Raw genomic sequence first — 22,426 nt, forward strand, 5'->3', positions numbered from 1 at the left:
AGCTGCTACGGGGGGGCGGTGCTTCATCGCATAGCGCGTCAACTTCGCCACTTGGTGCACTGCGTAACCATTTGTTTCATCTGATAGGCTCGGCAGATTACGCCTTCAGTTCAATGCACAAAAGGTACAGTTGATGACGAACTCTCGCCGCGCCGTTTTCCTCGACCACCCGTCCCTGGACCTTGGCGACCTCGACCTCAACCCGTTGCGTGATTGCTTCGACGACTTGCAACTGTTCGCGCAGACCCTGCCAGATCAAGTGATCGAACGCCTCAAGGGCGCCACGGTGGCCATCAGCAACAAGATCCTGATCAACGCCGACGCCATCGCCGCCAGCCCCGACCTGAAGCTGATCCTGATCACCGCCACCGGCACCAACAACGTCGATCTCGCGGCCGCCCGCGCCCATGGCGTTACCGTTTGCAACTGCCAGGGTTACGGCACGCCGTCGGTGGCGCAGCACACGATCATGTTGCTGCTTAACCTGGCGACGCGCTTGGCCGATTATCAAAAAGCCGTGGGTGAAGGTCGCTGGCAGCAGGCGAAACAGTTCTGTCTGCTCGATTACCCGATCGTCGAACTGGAAGGCAAAACCCTCGGATTACTCGGCCATGGCGAACTCGGCGGCGCCGTCGCACGACTGGCCGAAGCATTCGGCATGCGCGTGCTGCTGGGTCAGATCCCGGGGCGCCCTGCCCGGCCGGATCGTTTGCCGCTGGATCAACTGTTGCCGCAGATCGACGCCCTCACCCTGCACTGCCCGCTCAACGAACACACCCGCCACTTCATCGGCGCCCGTGAACTGGCCTCGATGAAACCCGGCGCCTTCGTGGTCAATACCGCGCGCGGTGGTTTGATCGATGAGCAGGCGCTGGCCGATGCCCTGCGCAACGGTCATCTGGGCGGCGCGGCCACCGACGTACTGAGCGTAGAGCCACCGACGGCGGGCAATCCTTTGCTGGCCGATGACATCCCGCGCTTGATCGTCACCCCGCACAACGCCTGGGGCAGTCGCGAAGCACGACAGCGAATCGTCGGGCAGTTGACCGAAAACGCGCAGGCTTTCTTCAGCGGTACAGCGCTGCGGGTCGTCAGTTGATAAACTGCCGCACTTTTTTTCAAGGAGCAGAGTATGGATCCGCGCAGTGAAGTACTGCTTCGTCAGCCCGAGTTATTCCAGGGTTCGGTGTTGTTGGCCGGTTTGCCCGCCGACGATCTGCTGGGCCGACTGCCCGCTGCCCATGGTTGGTGCTGGCACGCCGGCGACCAGGCCGCGCTGGACGCCCGTTTCGCCGAGCGCAGCCATTTTGGTGTGAACGCCCCCGAGCGTGCGTTTGAAACCGCCGTGGTGTTTTTGCCCAAGTCCAAGGACCTGACCGATTACATCCTCAACGCCCTCGCCTCGCGCCTGGCCGGCCGTGAACTGTATCTGGTCGGTGAAAAACGCAGCGGCATCGAAGGCGCCGCCAAACAACTGAACCCGTTCGGCAAGCCGCGCAAACTCGACAGCGCCCGTCATTGCCAGCTCTGGTTGGTCACCGTGGCCAACGCGCCAGAAGCCAAGTCGCTGGAAAGCCTGGCGCAGACCTATGAACTGCCACTGGCTGAAGGGCCATTGAAAGTCATCAGCCTGCCGGGCGTGTTCAGCCACGGTCGGCTGGATCGCGGCAGCGCACTGCTGCTGGAGCATCTGGACAAGTTGCCGAGCGGCCACTTGCTGGACTTCGGTTGCGGCGCTGGCGTGTTGGGCGCGGCGGTGAAGCGTCGTTATCCGCACAATCAGGTGACCTTGCTCGACGTCGATGCGTTTGCCGCGGCCAGCAGTCGCCTGACCCTGGCGGCCAATGGTCTGGAAGCTGAGGTGATTACCGGCGACGGGATCGACGCTGCACCGATGGGTTTGAGTGCGATTTTGAGCAACCCGCCGTTCCATGTCGGGGTCCATACCGATTACTTCGCTACAGAGAACTTGCTGCGAAAAGCGGCCAAACATCTGAAAAACGGCGGCGAGCTGCGGCTGGTCGCCAACAGCTTCCTGAAGTACCAACCACTGATCGAAGAGCACCTCGGCGTGTGTGCAATCAAGGCCGAGGGACAGGGTTTCCGAATCTACCGGGCCAAACGCGGCTGACAAATAAGTGCTTGCCTAACGGATTTTGCCTAGGCAGAATCCGCTCCGTCCTAGGGGAGTAGTCTCCCACGAGCGCCATGCTCGTCCGGCATACGTCAACATACTTGGTCCTCAGACCATGGCGTATGCGACCCAAGCGTCCGCATCAGACGGTACGCAGGGTTTGACAAGACCTATGACACGAACACCTTACCCGGGGCGGGAAGGCTGTACGTGTCATAGCCGTGTCGACCCGCCCCTTAGGAAAAACCCTGATGATGCTGGATTCACTTCTCGTTCCGACCGCAATCGTTGCCTTGGCCGAAATCGGCGACAAGACGCAACTGCTCGCGCTCATTCTCGCTGCCCGCTTCCGCAAGCCATGGCCAATCATCGCCGGCATCGTCGCCGCGACCCTGGCCAACCACGCCGCCGCCGGTGCCGTCGGTGCCTGGTTCGGCAGCTTCTTCTCGAATGCGACATTGCACTGGATCCTGGCCGCCAGCTTCACCGCGACCGCGTTGTGGACCCTGGTGCCGGACAAGATGGACGATGACGTCAGCACCGCGCGCAAGTTCGGGCCTTTCCTGACCACGCTGATTGCGTTTTTCCTGGCGGAAATGGGTGACAAGACCCAGGTCGCCACCGTGATGCTGGCGGCGCAATACCCGGATCTGTGGCTGGTCATCATCGGCACCACTGCGGGCATGTTGATTGCCAACGTGCCGGTGGTGCTGGCCGGTAACTTTGCGGCGGACAAATTGCCATTGACCCTGATCCGTCGACTGGCGGCGTCGGCGTTCTTCATCCTGGCGATTGTTGCGGTGTACAAGGCGATGCAGAGCAGCGGTTGGGTTTAACCCGGCAAGTCGGTAGACCGCGATATCGTTCGTCATCGGAGCGCCGCCCGGAGCCGGCTCACTCCTAATAGGGTTAGTGTCGATCACAAAACCAATGTAGGAGTGAGCCGGCTCGCGATGAGGCCCTCACCGGCAATGCAAAAACATCAGGATTTACGCGCGTTCTCGTACAACGGCATCACCTTCGGAATCGCCCCTTGCAACGCCGCGGTCCGACTGCTGGACGACGGGTGAGTGCTGAGAAACTCCGGTGGAGCCCCTTCGTCCGCCTTGCTCATTTTTTCCCACAGGGTAATCGCCGCATTCGGGTTGTAACCCGCACGTGCCGCCAGCTCCAGACCGATCAGGTCGGCTTCGTTTTCATTGGTGCGGCTGTTGGGCAAGGTCATCAACAGGTTCACGCCGTTATTCCCCACCTCGACAATCGCTGCCGGCGCACCCGCCGCTATGGCCAACTGTTGCATCAGATTCACGCCATAGGATTTGGATAACGCTTCACGGCCGTGCTCGCGCAAGGCGTGGGCGATTTCATGCCCCATCACCGCGGCCAGCTCGTCGTCAGTCAGTTGCAGTTTCTCGATCAGCCCGGTGTACACAATGATCTTGCCGCCAGGACCGCAGTTGGCGTTGAGCTCATCATTTTTGATCAGGTTGACCTCCCACTGCCATTGCGCCGCATCCGGGCGAAACGTCGGCGCCTGGGCGATGAGCCGATCGGCAATTGCTTGAACACGCGCGGCCTCGGTACTGGTCTTGTCGAGGATGTTTTTGTTGGTCGCATCCCCCACGGTCTGCTTGTAGTCCTGCGCGTAAGCCTGATTGACCTGTTCACTCGACAACAAGGTGGTCATGTGTTGCTGGCGCACTACACCGACTTCACCTGCACTGGTCGTGTTGACGGTCTCGCAGCCGTTCAGCAGCAAGGCCGCCCCCAACACGCACGCCACCAGAGACTTGTTCATCACGGCACTCCCATAAAGCCGTCACCCGACTCGGGACGACGGCAGTAGCAAAAAATTCATACAGCACTGACTGCCTTGCCGCACAAAGGTTCGGCACCTTTCTGATTGCGACACGGGCACGTCCAAAACAGTCATTTCACCTGCCCCCGCTCATGGCTGTCCGCCCCGCTGCCGATACACCAGCGCAGACGTCCTCTTGCGTGCGGAGCACCCATGAAATTCAAGTCGATCCAGTTTTCCGTGGCCGCCCTCGCTGGCGCCATCGTACTTAGCGTAGTCGCCGCACTGGTGCTGTACGCGTTGTTCTCCGGCGCCCGGACGCAAGACATGGTCCAGCAACGGACCCAGGCGCAATTCGAGCAAGTCATCGAACAGCGCCTGACGTCGCTGGCGCAAACCCAGGTCAGCCAGATCCAGCGTGAACTCGAAGCACCCCTGCTGATCGCTGGCGGGCTGGTGCGGGTCAACGCCTTGATCGGCACGCAGGGGCCCGACGGCCAGCCGCTGCTGAATGTGAGCCGCGAGCAGTTGATCAGTCTGATCAAGGAAAACGTGGCCAAGAACCCGAAGATCCTCGGCACCTATATCGGCTGGGAAAAGAACGCTCTCGACCACAACGATGCCGCCTACGTCGACACCAAAGTGACCGGCATCGACGCCAGCAACGGGCGCTTCCTGCCGTGGTGGTTCCGCAACGATGATGGCACCCTCGGCCTGGACAAGCTGGTGGACGTCGACGACCAGAAAACCCTGTCCACCGGTGTGCGCGCCAGCGAGTACTACCTGTGTTCCAAGGAAACCAAAAAATCCTGCGTGATCGATCCGGCGCCTTACAAGGTCGGCGATAAAGTCGTCATGCTCGCCTCCTTTATTGAACCGATCATGCTCAACGGCGCCTTCCAGGGCATCGTCGGCGCCGACCTGTCGGTAAACTTCATTCAGGAAATGCTCCTGGGCGCGAACCAGAAACTGTACAGCGGCGCAGGGGAAATGGCGTTGATCGGCGGTAACGGCCGGATCGTGGCCTACACCAAGGACCCGAGCAAATTCGGCGAGAAGGTCAGCGACATCCTCGACAGCCAGCAGATCGCCAACATGGGCAACCTCAAGCATGGCGAAGTGACCTACACCGTCGACAAGGCCCACGACCGGATCGAGTTGTACCTGCCGTTCGGTATCGGCCAGACCGACGCGCGCTGGACCCTGATGCTCCAATTGCCACTGAATGCGGTGATGGCCGACCTGCAAAAACTCCAGGGTGACCTGAATGCACAGCGCAAATCCGACACCTTCGGCATGGCCATGGTCGGTTTGTTGATCGCCGGTATCGGCTTGCTGGTGATCTGGCTGGTGGGCCACGGCATTGCCCGGCCACTCAAGCAGATGGTGGCGATGCTCGATGACATTGCCAAAGGCGAAGGCGACCTGACGCGCCGCCTGACCAGTGATCGCGCTGACGAACTGGGCTCGATTGCCAAAGGCTTCAACACATTCCTCGCCAAGTTGCAGGCGATGATCACCCAGGTCGTGACGTCGGTGCAGAGTGTCAGCGATTCGTCGGAACACACCGCCGACATCGCCATCCGCACCAACATCGGCGTGCAGAAGCAAATGGCCGAGATCGATCAGGTGGCGACGGCGGTGCATGAAATGACCGCCACCGCCCAGGACGTGGCGCGCAATGCAACCCAGGCCGCGCAAGCCGCCAGCCATGCCGACCAGGCGGCGGCGCAGGGCATGCAGATCGTGCGGGACACCTCGAATTCGATTGGCGTGCTGGCAATAGAAATCGGCAAGGCTGTGGGTGTGGTGCAAACCCTAGCCAAGGACAGCGAAAACATCAACGCGATCCTCACGGCCATTCGCGGGATCGCCGAGCAGACCAACCTGCTGGCCTTGAACGCGGCCATCGAAGCGGCCCGTGCCGGTGAACAGGGCCGTGGTTTTGCGGTGGTGGCCGATGAAGTGCGCAACCTGGCGCAGAAAACCCAGAAGGCCACCGAAGAAATCCAGACCATGATCCAGCAACTGCAACAAGGCACCCGCGACGTGGTGCGAGTCATGGAGGACAGCCAGAACCGTACCGACGAAAGCGTGCAGCACGCGGCGAAAGCCGCCGAGGCGCTGGAGACAATTACTCAGGCGGTGTCGGTGATCAACGACATGAACACGCAGATTGCCAGTGCGGCCGAGGAACAGAGCGCGGTGGCGGATGACATTAACCGCAACGTGATCAACATTGGGCAAGTGGCCAATGAAGTGGCTGGCGGGGCAGATGAATCGAGCGCGGCGAGTGCGGACCTGACCAAGCTGGCTGAACAGCAGCGGCGGTTGATCAACCAGTTCAAGGTTTAGTGTGCAGTGATCGTTCCCAGGCTCTGCGTGGGAACGATCAATCAACCCGGGGTCAAACACTCCGGCGCATTCAGCTTCGGATCATTCACCAGATTCGCCAGCACCCGCTCGCGCAACGCCGCCGGTTCGCTGGCCAGCAAGGCCTGCAAGGTATGCAACGGCGTCTCCGGATCCAGCCACGCCGCCTGCCCCGCCTCGTCCAGAATCAACGGCCGACGCTGACTCGCCGCCGGCTGCGTGATCACCGCCGTGCTCAACCACACCTGCTCCTGCACCGGGTACGCTTCCCAGATCGCCGCAAAAAACAACGAAGAGCCCTCCCCCGGCGTCAGCCAGTACGGGCGTTTGCGCGTAGTGCCGCGCCATTCATAGAAACCATTGGCTGGTAGCAGGCAACGGCGCTCGCGAAAGGCCTGGCGAAACATCGGTTGCTCGGCGACGGTTTCAGCCCGGGCATGGGCCGGGGTGCGGGACAGGTCGGTCAGCCATGGTGGTGTCAGGCCCCAACGGGCGCGGGCCAGTTCACGCTGGCCGTCTGCACCGGCACGCAGCATCAACACCGAATCGTTGGGGGAAATATTCCACTGGGCCTGCTGATCGGCAGGGAAACCGGGCAGGGCCGCGAAGGCGGGGTTCCAGCGAAACAAGGCATAACGTCCACACATGGGGCAACACGACTCTGAATAAAACGAACGTCAGCCTAACAGACCAGCGTGCCGGGAAAGCTTTCCGGTTCATCGCCGGGCAGCGGCAGCGCGGCATTGTACGCGGTGATCAGCTCACGGGCGTATTCGGCCTGGTCGTTATCGACGGACAACCCGAGCAGGCCGAAAATCGGCAACTCGCCCGAGCCGCCCAGCAAGTCGCGGCCCACCAGGTGCGCCTCGATGCCTTCGCTGGCGAGCATGCCTTGCAGCAATTCACCTTCCATCAGGTTTTCCGGCTCGTAGATCCGCTGCATGGGCGCCCCTCATTCGTTCTCGCTGAAGACTTCCAGAAACCAGTCTTCGCCATGAACCTGCAATACGAACGTGATCGGCCGACAACACACCTGACAGTCCTCGATGTAGGTCTGATCGCCGCCGGACAGGTCCACCGTCGTCTCGACCTCTTCACCACAATACGGACATTCATACAGTGCGCTTTCCAGCATCGCGGTCTCCCAGGTGACTTGTGCGTATAATCGCCGGTCTATTTGCAGGGCTATTTTTGTCTGGCTATTTTTTCAGACCGTGCCCTGCCGGTTTTTGATCAAAACCTTTACTTACCCTAGCCGTTTCTAACAAGAGAGCATGATGGGCGAATTCGATGCCATCCGACCTTACGACGACAGCGAAGTCCCAGCGGTACTGGACAGGCTGCTTGGCGACAAGGCGTTTCTAGATATCCTCACCCACTTCCGCTTCCCGCGTTTTGCCGGTGCTTTCGGCTGGATGCTCAAACCTCTTATAGCTCATCGGCTGCGTCGCGAGTTCGCTGGCGTGCATTCGGTGGCCACATTGCAGGACAAGGTCGAGATGTACGTCGACCACACCATCGAGCGCGCCACAGACGGTGTCACCTACACCGGCGTCGAGCAGTTCAAGTCCGGCAGCGCCTACCTGTTCATCGCCAACCACCGCGACATCGTGATGGACCCGGCCTTCGTCAACTACGCCGTGTACCACGCCGGCCTGCCGACACCGCGCATCGCGATTGGCGACAACCTGCTGCAAAAGCCGTTCGTCAGCGACCTGATGCGCCTGAACAAGAGCTTCATCGTGCACCGCTCGATCACCGGTCGCCGCGAGAAGATGGCGGCCTATCAACTGCTGTCGGCCTACATCAATCACTCGATCCGCAACGATTGCGCCTCGATCTGGATCGCCCAGGCTGAAGGCCGGGCGAAGGACGGCGACGACCGCACCGAATCGGCCATCCTCAAGATGTTCCACATGAGCCGCAAGGACGAGCCATTCGGCGAAGTCATTCAGTCGCTGAACCTCACCCCTGTGTCGATCAGCTATGAATACGACCCGTGCGATCAGGCCAAGGCCCGCGAGTTGTTCATCCGCGCCACCACCGGCAGCTACACCAAAGTGCCGGGCGAGGACGATGTGAGCATTGCCAAGGGCATCACCGGCTACAAGGGCCGGGTCCACGTGAACTTCGCCGCGCCGATCACCGAGCTGTTCGAAGACACCAAGCAATTGGCGATCGAGATGGACAAGCAAATTCTCGGTGGCTATCGCCTGTTCCCGGTGCATTACCTGGCCTACGCCCAATGGAAAGACGCCGACCCACAATTGCAGGTGCCCAAAGCGTCTGAAGTATTTGCGGCCGACGAACTGGCCAAGGCGCAGGAAGAATGGAACAAGCGCCTTGAGGGCTGCCCCGAGGAACATCGTCCGTTCCTGGTGCTGCAATATGCGACGCCGGTGCGCAATCAGTACCGGGTGAAGGCCGGGTTGCCGCTGTAAGGCTTCCGACTGGATACGACAACGGCGCCCTAGGGCGCCGTTTTCATTGCTGCAGTTTTTGCTGTCAGACCCGCGTGCTGATCCACGACACCAGCAACGCCAATCCCAGGCAGGCGAAACCGAAACGATAGAAAAAGCGGTTCATGCGCAAGGTCGCCCAATCCAGGGTCGGCTCGACGTTGGGCTGGCGCTGGCGCTGGGACACGATACTGGCCATGGCGCGCTGTTCGCGGCGACGAGTGGCGTGCAGCAGCCAACTGCCGGGGAAGGCCAGCAGCAAGGCCAGCAGATTGACCAGTTTGGCGGGATGGGCGGTAAACAGCGTCATCAAATGCAGTGACATCACGGACCTCAAACAAAACAGGTGTGGCAGGCGCCGAACCGACGACTGCGGCGCGGATTCTACCGAAAGCCTCCCCTCCTGCACCCGCTTTACGACAAATAACTGACCATTTGGCAGATTCCTGACTTGAGTCACAGCTTCGTCATCTGAATCCGTCAGTCTCCCGCACCTCGAAAACAGACATGGATATCGTCATGCTTCACGCTGAAAACCAGGATCGCCTGTACCTCATCTCCCCGAGCGACGAACAACAAAACCTTGTGGGAAGCCTCGCCTTCAATGTTCAGGACCGCCACTGGCTGGTGTATTGCGCGCTGGGCGGGCATCAACATGCGGATTTGCCGGAAGCGGATTTGTTGACCGGAGTGAGTGTGCTGGACTTCTACTCCGAAGCCGCCTGACACAACACATTCCTTGTAGGAACGAGCCTGCTCGCGAAGGCGTCGCGTCAGTCGACATCGACTTTGACTGACTCTCCGCTTTCGCGAGCAGGCTCCCACCGTTGTTCGGTGACGTAGGCATAAATGAAAAAGCCCGGGGCCATTGCTGGCTCCGGGCTTTTTTGATTCTGGCGAAAAGTTACTCGCCGAGAACCTGACCCACGGTCGGATCCTTGAACAGACGCGTCAACGCATCGCTCAACACATCGCTGACCAGCTTGGTGTTGGTTTCCTGGTTCGGTGCCATGCCGAAACGCTGGTCCAGGGATGCGCCGTAACGACCGCTGTAACGACGATTGGCGTTCTGCACATCGGAGCGAAAGGTCGCGCCGATGGTCGCTTCAGTCACGTACATGCCTTCTTTAGGCGACTGATATTTCAGCTCGGCCAGGGTCACGGTGATTTGCGGTGCGTTCGGTGCATTGTTGGTCGGGGTAAAGCCCAGCAACCGCACGGCCGCTTCGGCCTGCGCCTGCAGCTTCGGCAGAATCTGTGCGCCCTGCACGGTGATCGCGCTGGTTTCCGGGTACAGGCCGCCGCGCGTGCCCAGCGTTGGCGACGGACGACCGTCGACCACGCGCACCACCACTGGCTGGCCATGGCCGACCGGCGCCAGCTGAGTGGTCAGCTTGGGCTCAGGGTTCAGTTGTTGCGGGCTGTGGGCGCAGCCGACGAGGGTCAAACTGGTCACAGTGATTAAACCGAACAACAGGCGTTGCAACATGCGCTTCTCTCCAGAATCAGGCACAAACAGGCTTGCAGTATAGCGGTGGGCCACTGCGGCGAACCAGTGGCCTTCAATCAATACTGAAATGTCTGACAAACCCTTGGGAAAGCGGTTCCTGTCACACATCTGTCATCGTTCATACACTGGCACGTAACGGCTAGTGGGCAAACTCCACTGCAGTCCCCCATCAGGTACTTCGCCATGCGCTACCTCATCTCATTGTTCGCGCCACGCCCGTTGCACCGTTGCTTTGCCCTGCTCGACAGCAATGGTCATTGCCAGGCGTTCAAGCAGTGCAGCCTCCAGCCGATGGGCGATAGCTGGGTCGAAATCGAAGAAATCCGCCTCAACTGGCTGCATCAGCCTCTGCCCCCTAGCGCCCGCGTGAGCACCCGCCAGCCACGCGCACGGGTGCAACATCTGTTGACCACCTGACCGAACGCCTAATAAAAGTCATTAAACACGTCCATTTCCCTGCGTTTCTTAGATACAATCTCCCCCCGATTATAAGGACGTCTCCTGATCGGGCCTCGCAGCATCGTCAATGCCTTGGTATTGACACCCCGCACCGCCCACAGAGAGCCGCCCACACAGATCGAGTGAAGCTGGCGCGCTTGCTGTTCCCTGAGCAAAAACCCCGCTTTTCGCGAATCTGCAGAGCTGTCATTACGCTCGGTCACTGAGCTGTTTGCCCGTTTTGCCTGCCATGTACCCCATGACGGCAATCCATCCGGGCACGGTGCCAGGCTGGGACAGCCCTTTTTTGAGGTTCACGTCTTCAAAAGAGCGTGAAAAAAACGGGTTTTCACAACTTCACAAGAGTGTGGCGAGCAAATGAATAGTTTTGCGTCTGAACATGCACCATTAGCGTCTGAAACAGCCCAACGACACAGGACCGAGCGTTCCTCGAATACCGGAGCCTGAAGCCTGTCCGCTACGGATTTGGTTGCACAAACGGATGTATCGACCATAAGTCGAATTGCCAGTCGCGCGTTCAAATGAGTTCATAGACCTCATTGACCCGGCCGGTAGCGTCCGTCGAAGTTGCAAAAAATTGCGAAGATTCGGACATGGCGATACTGACCATGAGTACCAGGGGCCTCACTGACACGCCCCGGAACGCCTGGCAGCCATGCCGACAATTTGGTGCTGCAGATTTTGGAGACGCGTTAAATGGCGCATAACGAAGCAGTCGACGTAGTACTGGTTGGGGCCGGCATCATGAGTGCCACCCTGGCGGTATTGCTCAAAGAGCTCGACCCCGCGATCAAGCTGGAAGTCGTCGAGCTGATGGATTCCGGTGCTGCGGAGAGTTCCAACCCGTGGAACAACGCCGGTACCGGTCACGCCGGGCTGTGTGAGCTCAACTACACGCCACAGGCGGCTGATGGCACCGTCGACATCAAGAAAGCCGTGCACATCAACACTCAGTTCGAGGTGTCGAAGCAGTTCTGGTCCTACCTGACCAAGAAAGGCACGTTCGGCTCCTGCAAGTCGTTCATCAGCCCGGTGCCGCACCTGAGCTTCGTGCAAGGTGACAGCGGCGTTTCCTTCCTCAAGGAACGCTTCAAGGTGCTGAGCAAGCACCACGCCTTCGCGGACATGGAATACACCGAAGACAAAGCCAAGATGGCCGACTGGATGCCGCTGATGATGCCGGGCCGTCCGGCCGACGAAGTCGTCGCTGCGACCCGCGTGATGAATGGCACAGACGTCAACTTCGGCGCCCTGACCAATCAACTGCTCAAGCACCTGACCAGCGCGCCCGACGCACAGGTCAAGTACTGCAAGCGCGTGACCGGCCTGAAGCGCAACAACGGCGGCTGGACTGTCAGCATCAAGGACGTCAACAGCGGCAACACCCGTGACGTCGACGCGAAATTCGTCTTCCTCGGCGCTGGCGGCGCGGCATTGCCGCTGTTGCAGGCTTCGGGTATCGAAGAAAGCAAAGGCTTCGGCGGCTTCCCGATCAGTGGCCAATGGCTGCGTTGCGACAACCCGGAAGTGGTCAAGCACCACCAGGCCAAGGTGTACAGCCAGGCCGCCGTGGGTTCGCCACCGATGTCTGTGCCGCACCTGGACACCCGTGTCGTCGATGGCAGCAAGTCCCTGTTGTTCGGACCTTACGCCGGGTTCACCACCAAGTTCCTCAAGCACGGTTCCTTCATGGACCTGCCGATGTCGGTTCGCGCCGGCAACATCGGTCCGATGCTGGCCGTGGCGAAAAACAACATGGACCTGACCAAGTACCTGGTCAGCGAAGTGATGCAATCGATGGAACAGCGTCTGGAATCCCTGCGTCGCTTCTACCCGGAAGCGAAAGCCGAAGACTGGCGCCTGGAAGTGGCCGGCCAACGGGTTCAGATCATCAAGAAAGACCCGAAAAAGGGCGGCGTCCTGCAGTTCGGTACCGAACTGGTCGCGGCCAAGGACGGTTCCCTTGCAGCACTGCTTGGCGCTTCCCCAGGTGCTTCGGTGACGGTTTCGATCATGCTTGAGCTGATCGAAAAATGCTTCCCGACCAAAGCGTCTGGTGAGTGGGCGGCCAAACTGGCGGAAATCTTCCCGGCTCGGGAAAAGGTTCTGGAGACCGACGCAGCGCTGTATCGCAAGATCAATGCGCACAACAACGTCGCGCTGGAACTGGTTGAAGCCAGTAATGAGACCGAAAGCTACGCTTGATTCGGCCCCATAAAAAACGCCCCGTTCTCAGTGAGAGCGGGGCGTTTTTTTATGGCCGCGGAAACGGATGATCCGGGTTATTCAGGGCAACAGTTTAACCGCGGGCCTTGGCGATCATCTCGATGTAGTCGGCCGCGTTGCGCTGATCCTTGATCAGGGCGACGAAGTCATTGCCGTGCTCATCCTTACCGTCCAGGTCCAGGCCAGCCTCGACGAAAAACGTCAGAAAACGCTCGAAGTCATCGATGCGCAGGCCGCGGTAAGCCTTGATCAACTTGTGCAGCGACGGCGAAGTGGCGTCGACTGGCTCGAAATCGAGGAACAACTTGATCTGCTCGTCGCCGATCTCGTCACCAATCACTTGTTTCTTATCTTTACGCATTGCCGACTCCAGCTCGCAGACATTACACGGGGCGGGCAGTTTACCCCTGCCCGGGCACAAGGCTCAACGCGGACGAACAGCACCGGTATGCAGATCAGCCCAGACATGGCCGTTGGCATAGCTCAGGAACTGGCAATACACCGTGTCATTGCGCAACAAGTCGATTACCACACGGTACTGCGCCATCGGGTAAAACAGCGTCAGGGTTTTGCTTTTGTCGTCGTAGATCGGCTTTTTCAGGCTTTTGCTTTCGCCATCGAAGTTGACCAGTACCTGGCTGATGCTCGCGCCCTTATTCAAGGATTTGCCCTTGAGGCGGATCATCACCGGTGACGTGACCGGAATCGGCTGTTGATTGGACTGACGCTGACTGCCGATCACCACTGAATACTCGGTGACCTGTAACAGCTGCTGCTGCTCAGGCTCCGCGTCGCGCAGGGTCAGGTCGTCGGGCGGTAAAAACTGCGCATGCATCGGCGCCGGCGCGGCCGCCAGAGGCAGGCTGAGGCTCAACAACAGGGCGGCACAGCTGCGGATCAAAAGGCTCATCACGAGCTCCGAAGGCGAGGCCGGATACTCTAGCATGAGGATCAACCGTGTGATTTGGCGATATAGGTCAATACTTCGCAGTAACAGGCTGGCCATGCTGGACGAGCTTTCAGCCGTCGTTCAACAGTGCATCGCCTTCTAGGAAGTGTTCATGACGTTCTCCGTACCCCCGTTGTTCGCGGCCTGGCGTCAGACCTGGCGCGCCGGCTATACCCTCAGACGCTTACGTGGCGACATCAGTGCCGGGTTAACGGTAGGGATTATCGCCATCCCGCTGGCCATGGCCCTGGCGATTGCCGTCGGTGTCCCGCCCCAGCAAGGGTTGTATACGGTACTGATCGCTGCGCCCCTGATCGCCCTGACAGGCGGTTCGCGTTTCAATGTCAGCGGGCCGACCGCCGCGTTCGTGGTCATTCTGCTGCCCATCACCCAACAATATGGCCTGGGCGGCCTGCTGCTCTGCACCCTGCTCGCCGGTATCATCCTCATTGCCCTGGGGCTGATTCGAGCCGGGCGGTTGATTCAGTACATTCCTTATCCGGTCACCCTGGGCTTTACCGCCGGGATCGGCATTGTCATTGCCACCCTGCAATTGAAGGATTTGCTGGGCCTGAACACCGCCGGCCATGCAGAACACTACGTCGAACAGCTGGGCGTGTTGATTCTGGCGTTGCCCAGCGCCAGGCCAGGGGACGGGATCATCGGCATCACATGCCTGGCAGTTCTTATTGTCTGGCCAAAGTGGGTGCCGAGGATTCCGGGGCATCTGATAGCGCTGACCGTCGGCGCGCTCCTGGGGTTGGCGCTGGAGCACAACGGGATGGCGGTGGCGACATTGGGTGAACGTTTCAGCTACATGGTCGAGGGCGTCAGCCATCCCGGCATTCCGCCGTTCCTGCCACGCTTTGATTGGCCGTGGAATCTTCCCGGTCCCGACGGCCAACCTCTGCACCTTTCTTATGACTTGATCCGCCAATTGATGGCGCCGGCGTTCGCCATTGCCATGCTCGGCGCTATCGAATCCTTATTGTGTGCGGTGGTGACAGATGGCATGACCGGCAGCAAACACGACCCCAACGCAGAACTGCTGGGCCAAGGCCTGGGCAACCTGATCGCACCGCTGTTCGGCGGCATTACTGCCACAGCAGCCATTGCCCGAAGTGCCACCAACGTGCGCAGCGGAGCCTTTTCGCCACTGGCCGCCATTATTCACAGCGCAGTGGTGCTGATGGCAATACTCGTCCTCGCACCGCTTTTCAGCTACCTGCCGATGGCTGCACTGGCCGCGTTGCTGATAATGGTGGCATGGAACATGAGCGAGGCCCGCCACGTGCTGCATACCTTGCGCATCGCGCCTCGCAGCGATGTGCTGGTCTTGCTGACCTGCCTGAGCCTGACGGTGTTGTTCGACATGGTGATGGCCGTCGCCGTCGGCCTGCTGCTGGCCGCCGGGTTATTCATCAAGCGCATGAGCGACCTCACCGACACCGCCGAACTCCCCCCCGCCTACCATCAGGCCCTGCAGGACATGCCGGAGCATGTTCGCTGCTATGCGATACGCGGGCCACTGTTCTTCGGCGCGGCTGAAAAAGCCCTGGGGGTGCTACGCAAATTCAACCCGGAGGTCAAAGTGGTGATCGTCGAGATGAGCGCCGTGCCGATGCTGGACATGACGGCGCTGGCGGCCTTCGACAATATCCTGAGGGATTACCGCACGGACGGCATCGGCCTGATTCTGGTGGCGACCGCTCCACGGGTGCGCCTGAAGCTCAGGCGCGCGGGCATCCATCGGGAACAGCGTAAGCTGGCCTACGTGAACAACCTGGAACAGGCTCGTCGCAAAAGCGAACGCTGGCTGGCCGGGGAAAATTGAGGGTACGGCTCAATCAAACTGCGCGCGCATCCACGCCTGATACTCGGCCACACCCGGCTCGCCTTCACGCGGTGCCCACGGAGCAAGCTCACCTTCACCGACCGGCCGATAAGGGCCGGCTTTGCACTCGAACATCACGCTGTCGGCTTCCAGCACGACCAGACCATGAAACACGCCGTGAGGAAGATCAACGCCCACCGATTCGCCAGCCGCTTGCAGAACGCGCGTGTGGATAACGCCTCCAGACTCATCAAAAATCAACAGACCGAGACGCCCCCGCAGCACCAACAGCGTTTCCGCCTTGTCATCACTCAGATGCCGATGAGGGGGAATATACGTACTTGGCTGCAAACCCACGGCCATGCGATGGCACGGTTCCTCCATCCGATGAAAGTTGTGATGCTGGCGCCCGCGCGGATTGTCCGCAGCTTTCTCGGCCAATTCGGTGAATAACGTTTGATCAAGAAAGCTCGGCGTGGCCAATGATTACATCCCTTTAACAGCAAAAATGCCGTTGGCATTACGCCAGTAACCCTTGTAGTCCATGCCGTAACCGAAAATGTAACGGTCGATGCACGGCAGGCCGACGAAATCGGCTTTCAGGTCCGGACGAGCCTTGCGGTCGTGGTCCTTGTCGATCAGCACGGCGGTGTGCACTTTGCGCGCGCCGGCGTGTTTGCAGAAGTCGATGATCGCGCCCAGGGTGTGACCTTCATCGAGGATGTCGTCGATGATCAGCACGTCACGATCGATGAACGACACTTCCGGCTTGGCTTTCCAGAACAGGTCGCCGCCGCTGGTTTCGTTGCGATAGCGGGTGGCGTGCAGGTAAGAAGCTTCCAGCGGGAAGTGCAGGTGCGTCAGCAGCTTGCCGGAGAAAATCAGGCCGCCGTTCATCACACAGAACACCACCGGGTTGGAATCCGCCAGTTGATCGTTGATTTGTGCACCGACGCGGGCGATGGCCGCCTCGACTTCAGCTTCGGTGTACAGGCAGTCAGCCTCTCGCATGATTTGACGGATATGCTCGAGATCAGCGGACATGGCGCTCTCCAAGGGGGGTGGCGGACAGGAAAAGCGGGCAAAGGTACGCATCCCGCACGGCCAGATCAAGCGTTTGTGGACTAACGTACTGTATGTCTATAGGACAACACCCTCGGATAGATTAATCTAGGCCGGTTTTTTTGCCCGCCGCCGGAGCCTTTCCCATGCCCATCCTCGAGATCCGCCACCCGCTGATCCGTCATAAACTTGGCCTCATGCGCCGTGCAGATATCAGCACCAAGAATTTCCGTGAGCTCGCTCAGGAAGTCGGCGCCCTGCTGACCTATGAAGCCACCAAAGACCTGCCGCTGGAAGCCTACGACATTGAAGGCTGGTGCGGCACCGTGTCGGTCGAGAAAATCGCCGGCAAGAAGATTACTGTAGTCCCGATCCTGCGCGCCGGTATCGGCATGCTCGAAGGCGTGCTGAGCCTGATCCCGGGCGCCAAGGTCAGCGCCGTGGGCGTAGCCCGCAACGAACAGACCCTGCAGGCCCACACCTACCTGGAAAAACTGGTCCCGGAAATCAACGAGCGCCTGGCGATGATCATCGACCCGATGCTCGCTACCGGCAGCTCCATGGTCGCCACCATCGACCTGCTGAAAAAGGCCGGCTGCCGCGACATCCGCGCCATGGTGCTGGTCGCCGCGCCGGAAGGCATCGCCGCCGTGGAGAAGGCTCACCCCGACGTGACCATCTACACCGCCTCCATTGATGAAAAACTGAACGAACACGGTTACATCATTCCGGGCCTGGGCGATGCCGGTGACAAAATCTTCGGCACCAAGCAGAAGGACGCTTGAGCATGCAACAAGAGTTCAACGATCCGCTCTGGCGCACGGTGCTGTCGGGTGCACAGATGCTGTTCGTGGCCTTCGGCGCCCTGGTGTTGATGCCGCTGATTACCGGCCTCGACCCGAACGTCGCGTTGTTCACTGCGGGCCTGGGGACGATTCTGTTTCAGATCGTCACCGGGCGTCAGGTGCCGGTGTTCCTGGCGTCGAGCTTTGCCTTCATCACCCCGATCATTCTCGCCAAGGGCCAATTCGGCCTCGCCGCGACCATGGGCGGCGTGATGGCGGCCGGTTTCGTCTACACCTTTCTCGGACTGGCCGTGAAGATCAAAGGCACCGGGTTCATCGACCGCTTGCTGCCACCGGTGGTGATTGGCCCGGTGATCATCTCCATCGGCCTGGCCATGGCGCCGATTGCCGCCAACATGGCAATGGGCAAGGCCGGCGACGGCACTGAGCTGATTCATTACCAGACGGCGATGCTGATCTCGATGCCGGCGCTGCTGACCACCCTGATCGTTGCGGTATTCGGCAAAGGCATTTTCCGCCTGGTGCCGATCATTTCCGGCGTGCTGGTCGGTTTTGCCATGGCCTTCTATTTCGGCGTCGTGGATACCGCGAAGATTGCCGCGGCCCCGTGGTTTGCGATTCCGCACTTCACCGCGCCGGAGTTCAACTGGCAGGCGATTCTGTTCATCGTTCCGGTAGCGTTGGCCCCGGCCATCGAGCACATCGGCGGCGTGATTGCCGTCGGTAGCGTGACCGGCCGCGATTACCTGAAGAAGCCCGGCCTGCACCGCACCCTGCTCGGCGATGGCATTGCCACCACCGCAGCCGGCCTGTTCGGCGGTCCACCCAACACCACGTACGCCGAAGTGACGGGCGCGGTGATGCTGACCAAGAACTACAACCCGAAAATCATGACCTGGGCGGCGATCTTCGCCATCAGCCTGGCGTTCATCGGCAAGTTCGGCGCGCTGTTGCAAAGCATTCCGGTGCCGGTGATGGGCGGGATTCTCTGCCTGTTGTTCGGTTCGATTGCGGCCGTGGGCATGAACACGCTGATTCGCCACAAGATCGATCTGGGCGAAGCGCGCAATCTGGTGATTGTGTCGGTGACCCTGGTGTTCGGGATTGGTGGTGTGCTGGTCGGCACCGGGACTGGCCCGGACGACTTCGGCCTCAAAGGCATCGCGCTGTGCGCGGTGGTGGCGATTGCGCTGAACCTGTTGCTGCCGGGGAATGACAGCTGGAAGCACAAGAAGGCGGATGAGCCGCTTCTGTAACAGCTGATCCTGTGGCGAGGGAGCTTGCTCCCGCTGGGTCGCGAAGCGGCCCCAAAATCTCGCAGTTAATGAAGATTTTGTGAGTGCTGCGCACTCAAACGGGAGCAAGCTCCCTCGCCACAGTTTGTCTTCTTACAACGCCAACGGCGCCCTTTCACACAAGGCACTCAACGCCCGCGCCCACTGCGGATCATCGTTGAGGCAAGGTACCAGCACCAATTCCTCGCCCCCCGCCTCGCGGAACAATTCCTTCCCGCGATCACCGATTTCCTCAAGCGTCTCGATGCAATCGGCAACGAACGCGGGGCACATCACTAGCACCTTCTTCACGCCCATTCCCGCCAGCTCATCGAGGCGCGCTTCGGTGTAGGGTTCGATCCATTTCGCCCGGCCCAAACGCGACTGGAACGACACCGACCACTTGCCATCCGGCAGCCCCAGCCGTTTGGCAAACTCGGAGGCAGTACGCAGGCATTGGGCGCGGTAGCAGGTCGCCAATACTTCTGGCGAAGCGTTCTGGCAGCAATGATCGCTTTTGAAGCAATGATGGCCGGTAGGGTCGATCTTGGTCAGGTGCCGCTCCGGCAAACCGTGGAAGCTCAGCAACAGGTGATCGTAATCCTGCTGCAAATAAGGCTTCGCGCTGGCGACCAACGCGTCGAGGTATTCCGGTTGATCGTAAAAAGGCTGGAGAACCGAAAACTGTACGTCGAGCTGCTTCTCACGCACTACCCGCCTGGCTTCCTCAATCACCGTGGTCACGGTGCTGTCGGCGAACTGAGGATAAAGCGGAGCGAGCGTGATTTTTTTGTGGCCCTGGGCGGCCAGCTGAACCAGTTTCGTCTCAATCGACGGCTCACCGTAGCGCATCGCCAGCTCTACCGGCCCATGGCTCCACTGGGCAGTCATGGCCTGTTGCAGGCGACGGCTGAGTACCACCAGGGGCGAGCCCTCCTCCCACCAGATCGACGCGTAGGCGTGGGCTGACTGCTCCGGGCGTTTGATCAGGATCAGCGACACCAGCAAGCGTCGCACCGGCCATGGCAGGTCGATCACATACGGGTCCATCAAAAATTGATTGAGGTAGCTGCGCACATCCGCCACCGAGGTGGAGGCCGGTGAACCCAGGTTAACCAGAAGCAATGCGTGATCGGTCATGCAACGTCCTATTTCAAAGGCGGCTGGACAGGTCGTCCAGGGCCGCGCGCAAATCGGTGAACTGGAAAGTGAAACCCGCGTCCAGCGCGCGAACCGGCAGGGCCTTCTGCCCACCCAGCAACAACAACGACAACTCGCCAAGCCCCACTTTCAACGCCAGGGCTGGCATGGGCATGAACGCCGGGCGGTGCAGCACGCTGCCCAACGTCTTGGCAAATTCGCGATTGCGCACCGGTTTTGGCGCGCAGGCATTATAAGGACCGCTAGCGTCATTCTGATGCAGAAGAAAATCAATCAGGGCGATTTGATCGTTGATATGAATCCATGGCATCCACTGCCGACCGCTACCGATCGGCCCGCCCAGCCCCAGTTTGAACGGCAGCAACAGCCGCGACAAAAAGCCGCCCTCGGCCGACAACACCAACCCGGTACGAATCAGCACGACACGCAACCCCAAGGCTTCGGCACGCTGGGCGGTTTCTTCCCAGGCGACGCACAACTGGCTGGCGAAATCATCGATGACCGGGGGCGATGCCTCGGTCAGCTCACGCTCCCCTCCATCGCCATACCAGCCCACCGCAGAACCGGACATCAACAGCGAAGGCTTTTGCTCGCGTTTTTCGAGCCACGCCAGCAGCGTTTCCGTCAGGGTGATGCGGCTGCTCCAGAGCAACGCCTTGCGCTTGTGCGTCCAGGGCCGATCGGCAATCGGTGCGCCTGCCAGATTGATAATGGCGTCCAGCGGTGCCTGATCGAGGTCCTCCAGCCGGGCAATACCCTTCACTTGAGAGCCGCAGATTTTCGCGACTTTTTCTGGCTTGCGACTCCAGACCGTCAGGCTGTGCCCCTGACTCAACCAGTGTCTGCAGAGCTGACGTCCTATCAAACCAGTACCGCCGGTCAGCAATATGTGCATGACTTCTTCCTCGCGTGGCGTTTAACCCTGATCACTAGTCTATTTTTATAAGCAGGGATCTTTGGTATCGGGCATGTCCTGTGTTTAACAATAGGCCAAGCTGTCAGATCGAGAACGCTAGAAGTTATACCAAAAAACAATATTGTACAGGTTTGACCCACAGCGTAGTCTGTACAGAAAGGTAAACGAGGCCCCTATGACTGTACCTATCGCAATCATCGGCACCGGCATCGCCGGGCTCTCAGCCGCTCAGGCCCTGACTGACGCAGGGCATGTCGTTCAACTTTTCGATAAAAGCCGCGGCAGTGGCGGACGCATGTCGAGCAAACGCAGCGATGCGGGTGCTCTGGACATGGGCGCGCAATATTTCACTGCCCGCGACCGGCGCTTCGTCACCGAGGTTCAGCGTTGGCAAGCCAACGGCTGGGTCGCTGAATGGACGCCACAGCTCTATACCTACCACGGTGGCCAGCTCAACCTGTCGCCGGACGAACAGACCCGCTGGGTCGGCACGCCGCGCATGAGCGCCATCACGAGAGGCCTGCTCGGCGATCTGCAAGTGCAGTTTGCTTGCCGGATCACCGAGGTCTATCGCGGTGAAGAGCACTGGCACTTGCAGGACGCCGAAGGCTTCACTCACGGTCCGTTCAGTCATGTGGTGATCGCCACGCCAGCGCCTCAAGCCACCGCATTGCTGGCTGCGGCATCGAAGCTGGCCGGGGCTGCCGCCGGGGTAAAGATGGACCCGACCTGGGCCGTCGCCCTGGCATTCGAAACGCCGCTGGAGACCCCCATGGAGGGCTGCTTCGTGCAGGACAGCCCACTCGACTGGCTGGCCCGCAACCGCAGCAAGCCGGGGCGTGACAACACCATGGATACGTGGGTACTGCATGCGACCAGCGCCTGGAGCCGCCAACACATCGACCTGTCCAAGGAAGCGGTGATCGAGCAGCTGCACGGTGCGTTCGCTGAGTTGCTGCACGATTCCATGCCCGCCCCGAGCTTCAGCCTCGCCCACCGCTGGCTCTATGCCCGCCCCGCCAGCAGCCACGAATGGGGCGCGCTCGCCGATGCCGACCTGGGCCTTTACGTATGCGGCGACTGGTGCCTGTCCGGGCGGGTTGAAGGCGCTTGGCTCAGTGGCCAGGAAGCCGCTCGCCGACTGCATGAGCACCTGCAGTGAACGGCATCAATCCCGATAAATTGCTGCTGTCGAAGTGGACAGCAGCCCATCCGCAACACCGCGAAAAACACTTTCTGGTGACCGAGGTATTCCGTGACGAGGAAGGCACGGTGCTGGAAGTCGAGTTGCAGGCGGTGCTGACCAAGCGCAGTGAACGCCTCGATTGGCGAACCCTCAAGAACAGCGACACCTGGCATTTGGGCTGGAAGTAGAACCGATGGGAGTGAGCTCGCTCCCACAGGAGTCGCCTGGGCGACGATAAAACCTATACAAAAAATTTGACTTGTACACCTTTGAATCTAT

Annotated in this window: 25 protein-coding genes, 1 pseudogene and 1 riboswitch; of the genes and pseudogenes, 14 read left to right on the forward strand and 12 right to left on the reverse strand. The window is 60.1% G+C overall.

Translation table 11 applies throughout. The features are described from left to right. Positions 1-133: 133 nt before the first annotated feature. The 3 genes from H8F22_RS20625 (at position 134) to H8F22_RS20635 (ending at position 2,970) form a co-directional block, all read left to right on the forward strand. Positions 134-1,099 (forward strand): 2-hydroxyacid dehydrogenase, encoded by a 966-nt coding sequence (locus tag H8F22_RS20625; protein ID WP_027925990.1) that lies wholly within the window; start codon positions 134-136, stop codon positions 1,097-1,099. Positions 1,100-1,132: 33 nt separating this feature from the next. Further along, entirely contained in the window at positions 1,133-2,131 is a 999-nt protein-coding gene (locus H8F22_RS20630) for a class I SAM-dependent methyltransferase (protein ID WP_027925989.1), read from the forward strand. Between the two features lie 40 nt (positions 2,132-2,171). Then, positions 2,172-2,296, forward strand: a riboswitch (yybP-ykoY riboswitch). A gap of 92 nt (positions 2,297-2,388) precedes the next feature. Beyond that, on the forward strand, positions 2,389-2,970 hold the full coding sequence (locus H8F22_RS20635; RefSeq protein WP_027925988.1) for a TMEM165/GDT1 family protein: 582 nt from the start codon (positions 2,389-2,391) through the stop codon (positions 2,968-2,970). 146 nt (positions 2,971-3,116) lie between these two features. Here the strand turns inward: H8F22_RS20635 and H8F22_RS20640 are convergent, their stop codons facing one another. Next, positions 3,117-3,932 carry a M48 family metallopeptidase gene (locus H8F22_RS20640; RefSeq protein WP_194940617.1) on the reverse strand — a complete coding sequence of 272 codons (816 nt, stop codon included), beginning with the start codon at positions 3,930-3,932 and terminating at the stop codon, positions 3,117-3,119. 1,302 nt (positions 3,933-5,234) lie between these two features. Here H8F22_RS20640 and H8F22_RS33095 point away from each other — a divergent pair. Both H8F22_RS33095 and H8F22_RS33100 read left to right on the forward strand, forming a co-directional pair. Then, positions 5,235-5,432, forward strand: a pseudogene (locus H8F22_RS33095) (HAMP domain-containing protein); the annotation flags it as partial. Positions 5,433-5,543: 111 nt separating this feature from the next. Continuing rightward, a complete protein-coding gene (locus tag H8F22_RS33100; protein ID WP_370693218.1) occupies positions 5,544-6,287 on the forward strand; it encodes a methyl-accepting chemotaxis protein in 744 nt (247 codons plus the stop codon). A 41-nt stretch (positions 6,288-6,328) separates the two neighbouring features. On the opposite strand, the gene H8F22_RS20650 is transcribed toward H8F22_RS33100, so the two are convergent. Genes H8F22_RS20650 through H8F22_RS20660 form a run of 3 tightly spaced genes read right to left on the reverse strand, consistent with a single transcriptional unit; the run spans position 6,329 to position 7,440 of the window. Then, positions 6,329-6,952 carry an SOS response-associated peptidase gene (locus H8F22_RS20650; protein WP_027925985.1) on the reverse strand — a complete coding sequence of 208 codons (624 nt, stop codon included), beginning with the start codon at positions 6,950-6,952 and terminating at the stop codon, positions 6,329-6,331. A gap of 35 nt (positions 6,953-6,987) precedes the next feature. Beyond that, positions 6,988-7,248 (reverse strand): putative signal transducing protein, encoded by a 261-nt coding sequence (locus H8F22_RS20655; RefSeq protein WP_027925984.1) that lies wholly within the window; start codon positions 7,246-7,248, stop codon positions 6,988-6,990. Between the two features lie 9 nt (positions 7,249-7,257). Next, positions 7,258-7,440 carry a CPXCG motif-containing cysteine-rich protein gene (locus H8F22_RS20660; RefSeq protein WP_020799766.1) on the reverse strand — a complete coding sequence of 61 codons (183 nt, stop codon included), beginning with the start codon at positions 7,438-7,440 and terminating at the stop codon, positions 7,258-7,260. Between the two features lie 142 nt (positions 7,441-7,582). Here H8F22_RS20660 and H8F22_RS20665 point away from each other — a divergent pair, with 142 nt between their 5' ends. Next, entirely contained in the window at positions 7,583-8,746 is a 1,164-nt protein-coding gene (locus tag H8F22_RS20665; protein ID WP_172825929.1) for a 1-acyl-sn-glycerol-3-phosphate acyltransferase, read from the forward strand. Positions 8,747-8,810: 64 nt separating this feature from the next. Here H8F22_RS20665 and H8F22_RS20670 read toward each other — a convergent pair whose 3' ends face one another. After that, positions 8,811-9,089, reverse strand: a complete 279-nt coding sequence (locus H8F22_RS20670) for a hypothetical protein (RefSeq protein WP_027925982.1) — start codon at positions 9,087-9,089, stop codon at positions 8,811-8,813. 194 nt (positions 9,090-9,283) lie between these two features. On the opposite strand from H8F22_RS20670, the gene H8F22_RS20675 reads away from it, so the two are divergent. Continuing rightward, entirely contained in the window at positions 9,284-9,490 is a 207-nt protein-coding gene (locus H8F22_RS20675; protein ID WP_027925981.1) for a hypothetical protein, read from the forward strand. A gap of 178 nt (positions 9,491-9,668) precedes the next feature. Here the strand turns inward: H8F22_RS20675 and H8F22_RS20680 are convergent, their stop codons facing one another. Further along, positions 9,669-10,253, reverse strand: a complete 585-nt coding sequence (locus H8F22_RS20680; protein WP_027925980.1) for a YajG family lipoprotein — start codon at positions 10,251-10,253, stop codon at positions 9,669-9,671. A 204-nt stretch (positions 10,254-10,457) separates the two neighbouring features. Between H8F22_RS20680 and H8F22_RS20685 the strand changes: the two genes are divergently transcribed. Both H8F22_RS20685 and mqo read left to right on the forward strand, forming a co-directional pair. Then, positions 10,458-10,691: a hypothetical protein gene (locus H8F22_RS20685; protein ID WP_027925979.1), complete on the forward strand. Its 234-nt coding sequence runs from the start codon at positions 10,458-10,460 to the stop codon at positions 10,689-10,691. A gap of 738 nt (positions 10,692-11,429) precedes the next feature. Continuing rightward, positions 11,430-12,938, forward strand: a complete 1,509-nt coding sequence (gene mqo, locus H8F22_RS20690) for a malate dehydrogenase (quinone) (protein ID WP_027925978.1) — start codon at positions 11,430-11,432, stop codon at positions 12,936-12,938. Between the two features lie 94 nt (positions 12,939-13,032). On the opposite strand, the gene H8F22_RS20695 is transcribed toward mqo, so the two are convergent. Together H8F22_RS20695 and H8F22_RS20700 are read right to left on the reverse strand one after the other, a co-directional pair. Beyond that, the gene (locus H8F22_RS20695; protein WP_194940619.1) at positions 13,033-13,320 is read right to left on the reverse strand and encodes a PA4642 family protein; all 288 of its coding nucleotides are present in this window, start codon (positions 13,318-13,320) and stop codon (positions 13,033-13,035) included. 63 nt (positions 13,321-13,383) lie between these two features. Beyond that, entirely contained in the window at positions 13,384-13,869 is a 486-nt protein-coding gene (locus H8F22_RS20700; protein ID WP_027925976.1) for a hypothetical protein, read from the reverse strand. Positions 13,870-14,020: 151 nt separating this feature from the next. Here H8F22_RS20700 and dauA point away from each other — a divergent pair, with 151 nt between their 5' ends. Further along, a complete protein-coding gene (gene dauA / locus H8F22_RS20705; RefSeq protein WP_027925975.1) occupies positions 14,021-15,742 on the forward strand; it encodes a C4-dicarboxylic acid transporter DauA in 1,722 nt (573 codons plus the stop codon). 9 nt (positions 15,743-15,751) lie between these two features. Here dauA and H8F22_RS20710 read toward each other — a convergent pair whose 3' ends face one another. After that, positions 15,752-16,225 (reverse strand): WbuC family cupin fold metalloprotein, encoded by a 474-nt coding sequence (locus H8F22_RS20710; protein ID WP_027925974.1) that lies wholly within the window; start codon positions 16,223-16,225, stop codon positions 15,752-15,754. A 3-nt stretch (positions 16,226-16,228) separates the two neighbouring features. Then, positions 16,229-16,786 carry a hypoxanthine-guanine phosphoribosyltransferase gene (locus H8F22_RS20715; RefSeq protein ID WP_027925973.1) on the reverse strand — a complete coding sequence of 186 codons (558 nt, stop codon included), beginning with the start codon at positions 16,784-16,786 and terminating at the stop codon, positions 16,229-16,231. A gap of 164 nt (positions 16,787-16,950) precedes the next feature. Here H8F22_RS20715 and upp point away from each other — a divergent pair, with 164 nt between their 5' ends. Both upp and H8F22_RS20725 read left to right on the forward strand, forming a co-directional pair. Continuing rightward, complete coding sequence (upp, locus tag H8F22_RS20720) at positions 16,951-17,589, forward strand: uracil phosphoribosyltransferase (protein WP_027925972.1); 639 nt, start codon at positions 16,951-16,953, stop codon at positions 17,587-17,589. 2 nt (positions 17,590-17,591) lie between these two features. Continuing rightward, positions 17,592-18,866, forward strand: coding sequence for a uracil-xanthine permease family protein (locus H8F22_RS20725; RefSeq protein ID WP_027925971.1), 1,275 nt, complete (start codon positions 17,592-17,594; stop codon positions 18,864-18,866). 132 nt (positions 18,867-18,998) lie between these two features. Here the strand turns inward: H8F22_RS20725 and hemH are convergent, their stop codons facing one another. Continuing rightward, on the reverse strand, positions 18,999-20,024 hold the full coding sequence (hemH, locus tag H8F22_RS20730) for a ferrochelatase (RefSeq protein WP_194940620.1): 1,026 nt from the start codon (positions 20,022-20,024) through the stop codon (positions 18,999-19,001). 13 nt (positions 20,025-20,037) lie between these two features. Next, a complete protein-coding gene (locus tag H8F22_RS20735) occupies positions 20,038-20,940 on the reverse strand; it encodes a TIGR01777 family oxidoreductase (protein WP_194940621.1) in 903 nt (300 codons plus the stop codon). A gap of 196 nt (positions 20,941-21,136) precedes the next feature. Between H8F22_RS20735 and H8F22_RS20740 the strand changes: the two genes are divergently transcribed. After that, positions 21,137-22,123, forward strand: coding sequence for an NAD(P)/FAD-dependent oxidoreductase (locus H8F22_RS20740; RefSeq protein WP_027925968.1), 987 nt, complete (start codon positions 21,137-21,139; stop codon positions 22,121-22,123). Beyond that, positions 22,120-22,335, forward strand: coding sequence for a TIGR02450 family Trp-rich protein (locus H8F22_RS20745; RefSeq protein ID WP_059182167.1), 216 nt, complete (start codon positions 22,120-22,122; stop codon positions 22,333-22,335). Before H8F22_RS20740 ends, H8F22_RS20745 begins: the two co-directional genes overlap by 4 nt. Positions 22,336-22,426: the final 91 nt, after the last annotated feature.

The organism is Pseudomonas mucoides (assembly GCF_015461845.1).
In the GTDB taxonomy this organism is placed as follows: Bacteria; Pseudomonadota; Gammaproteobacteria; order Pseudomonadales; family Pseudomonadaceae; genus Aquipseudomonas; species Aquipseudomonas mucoides.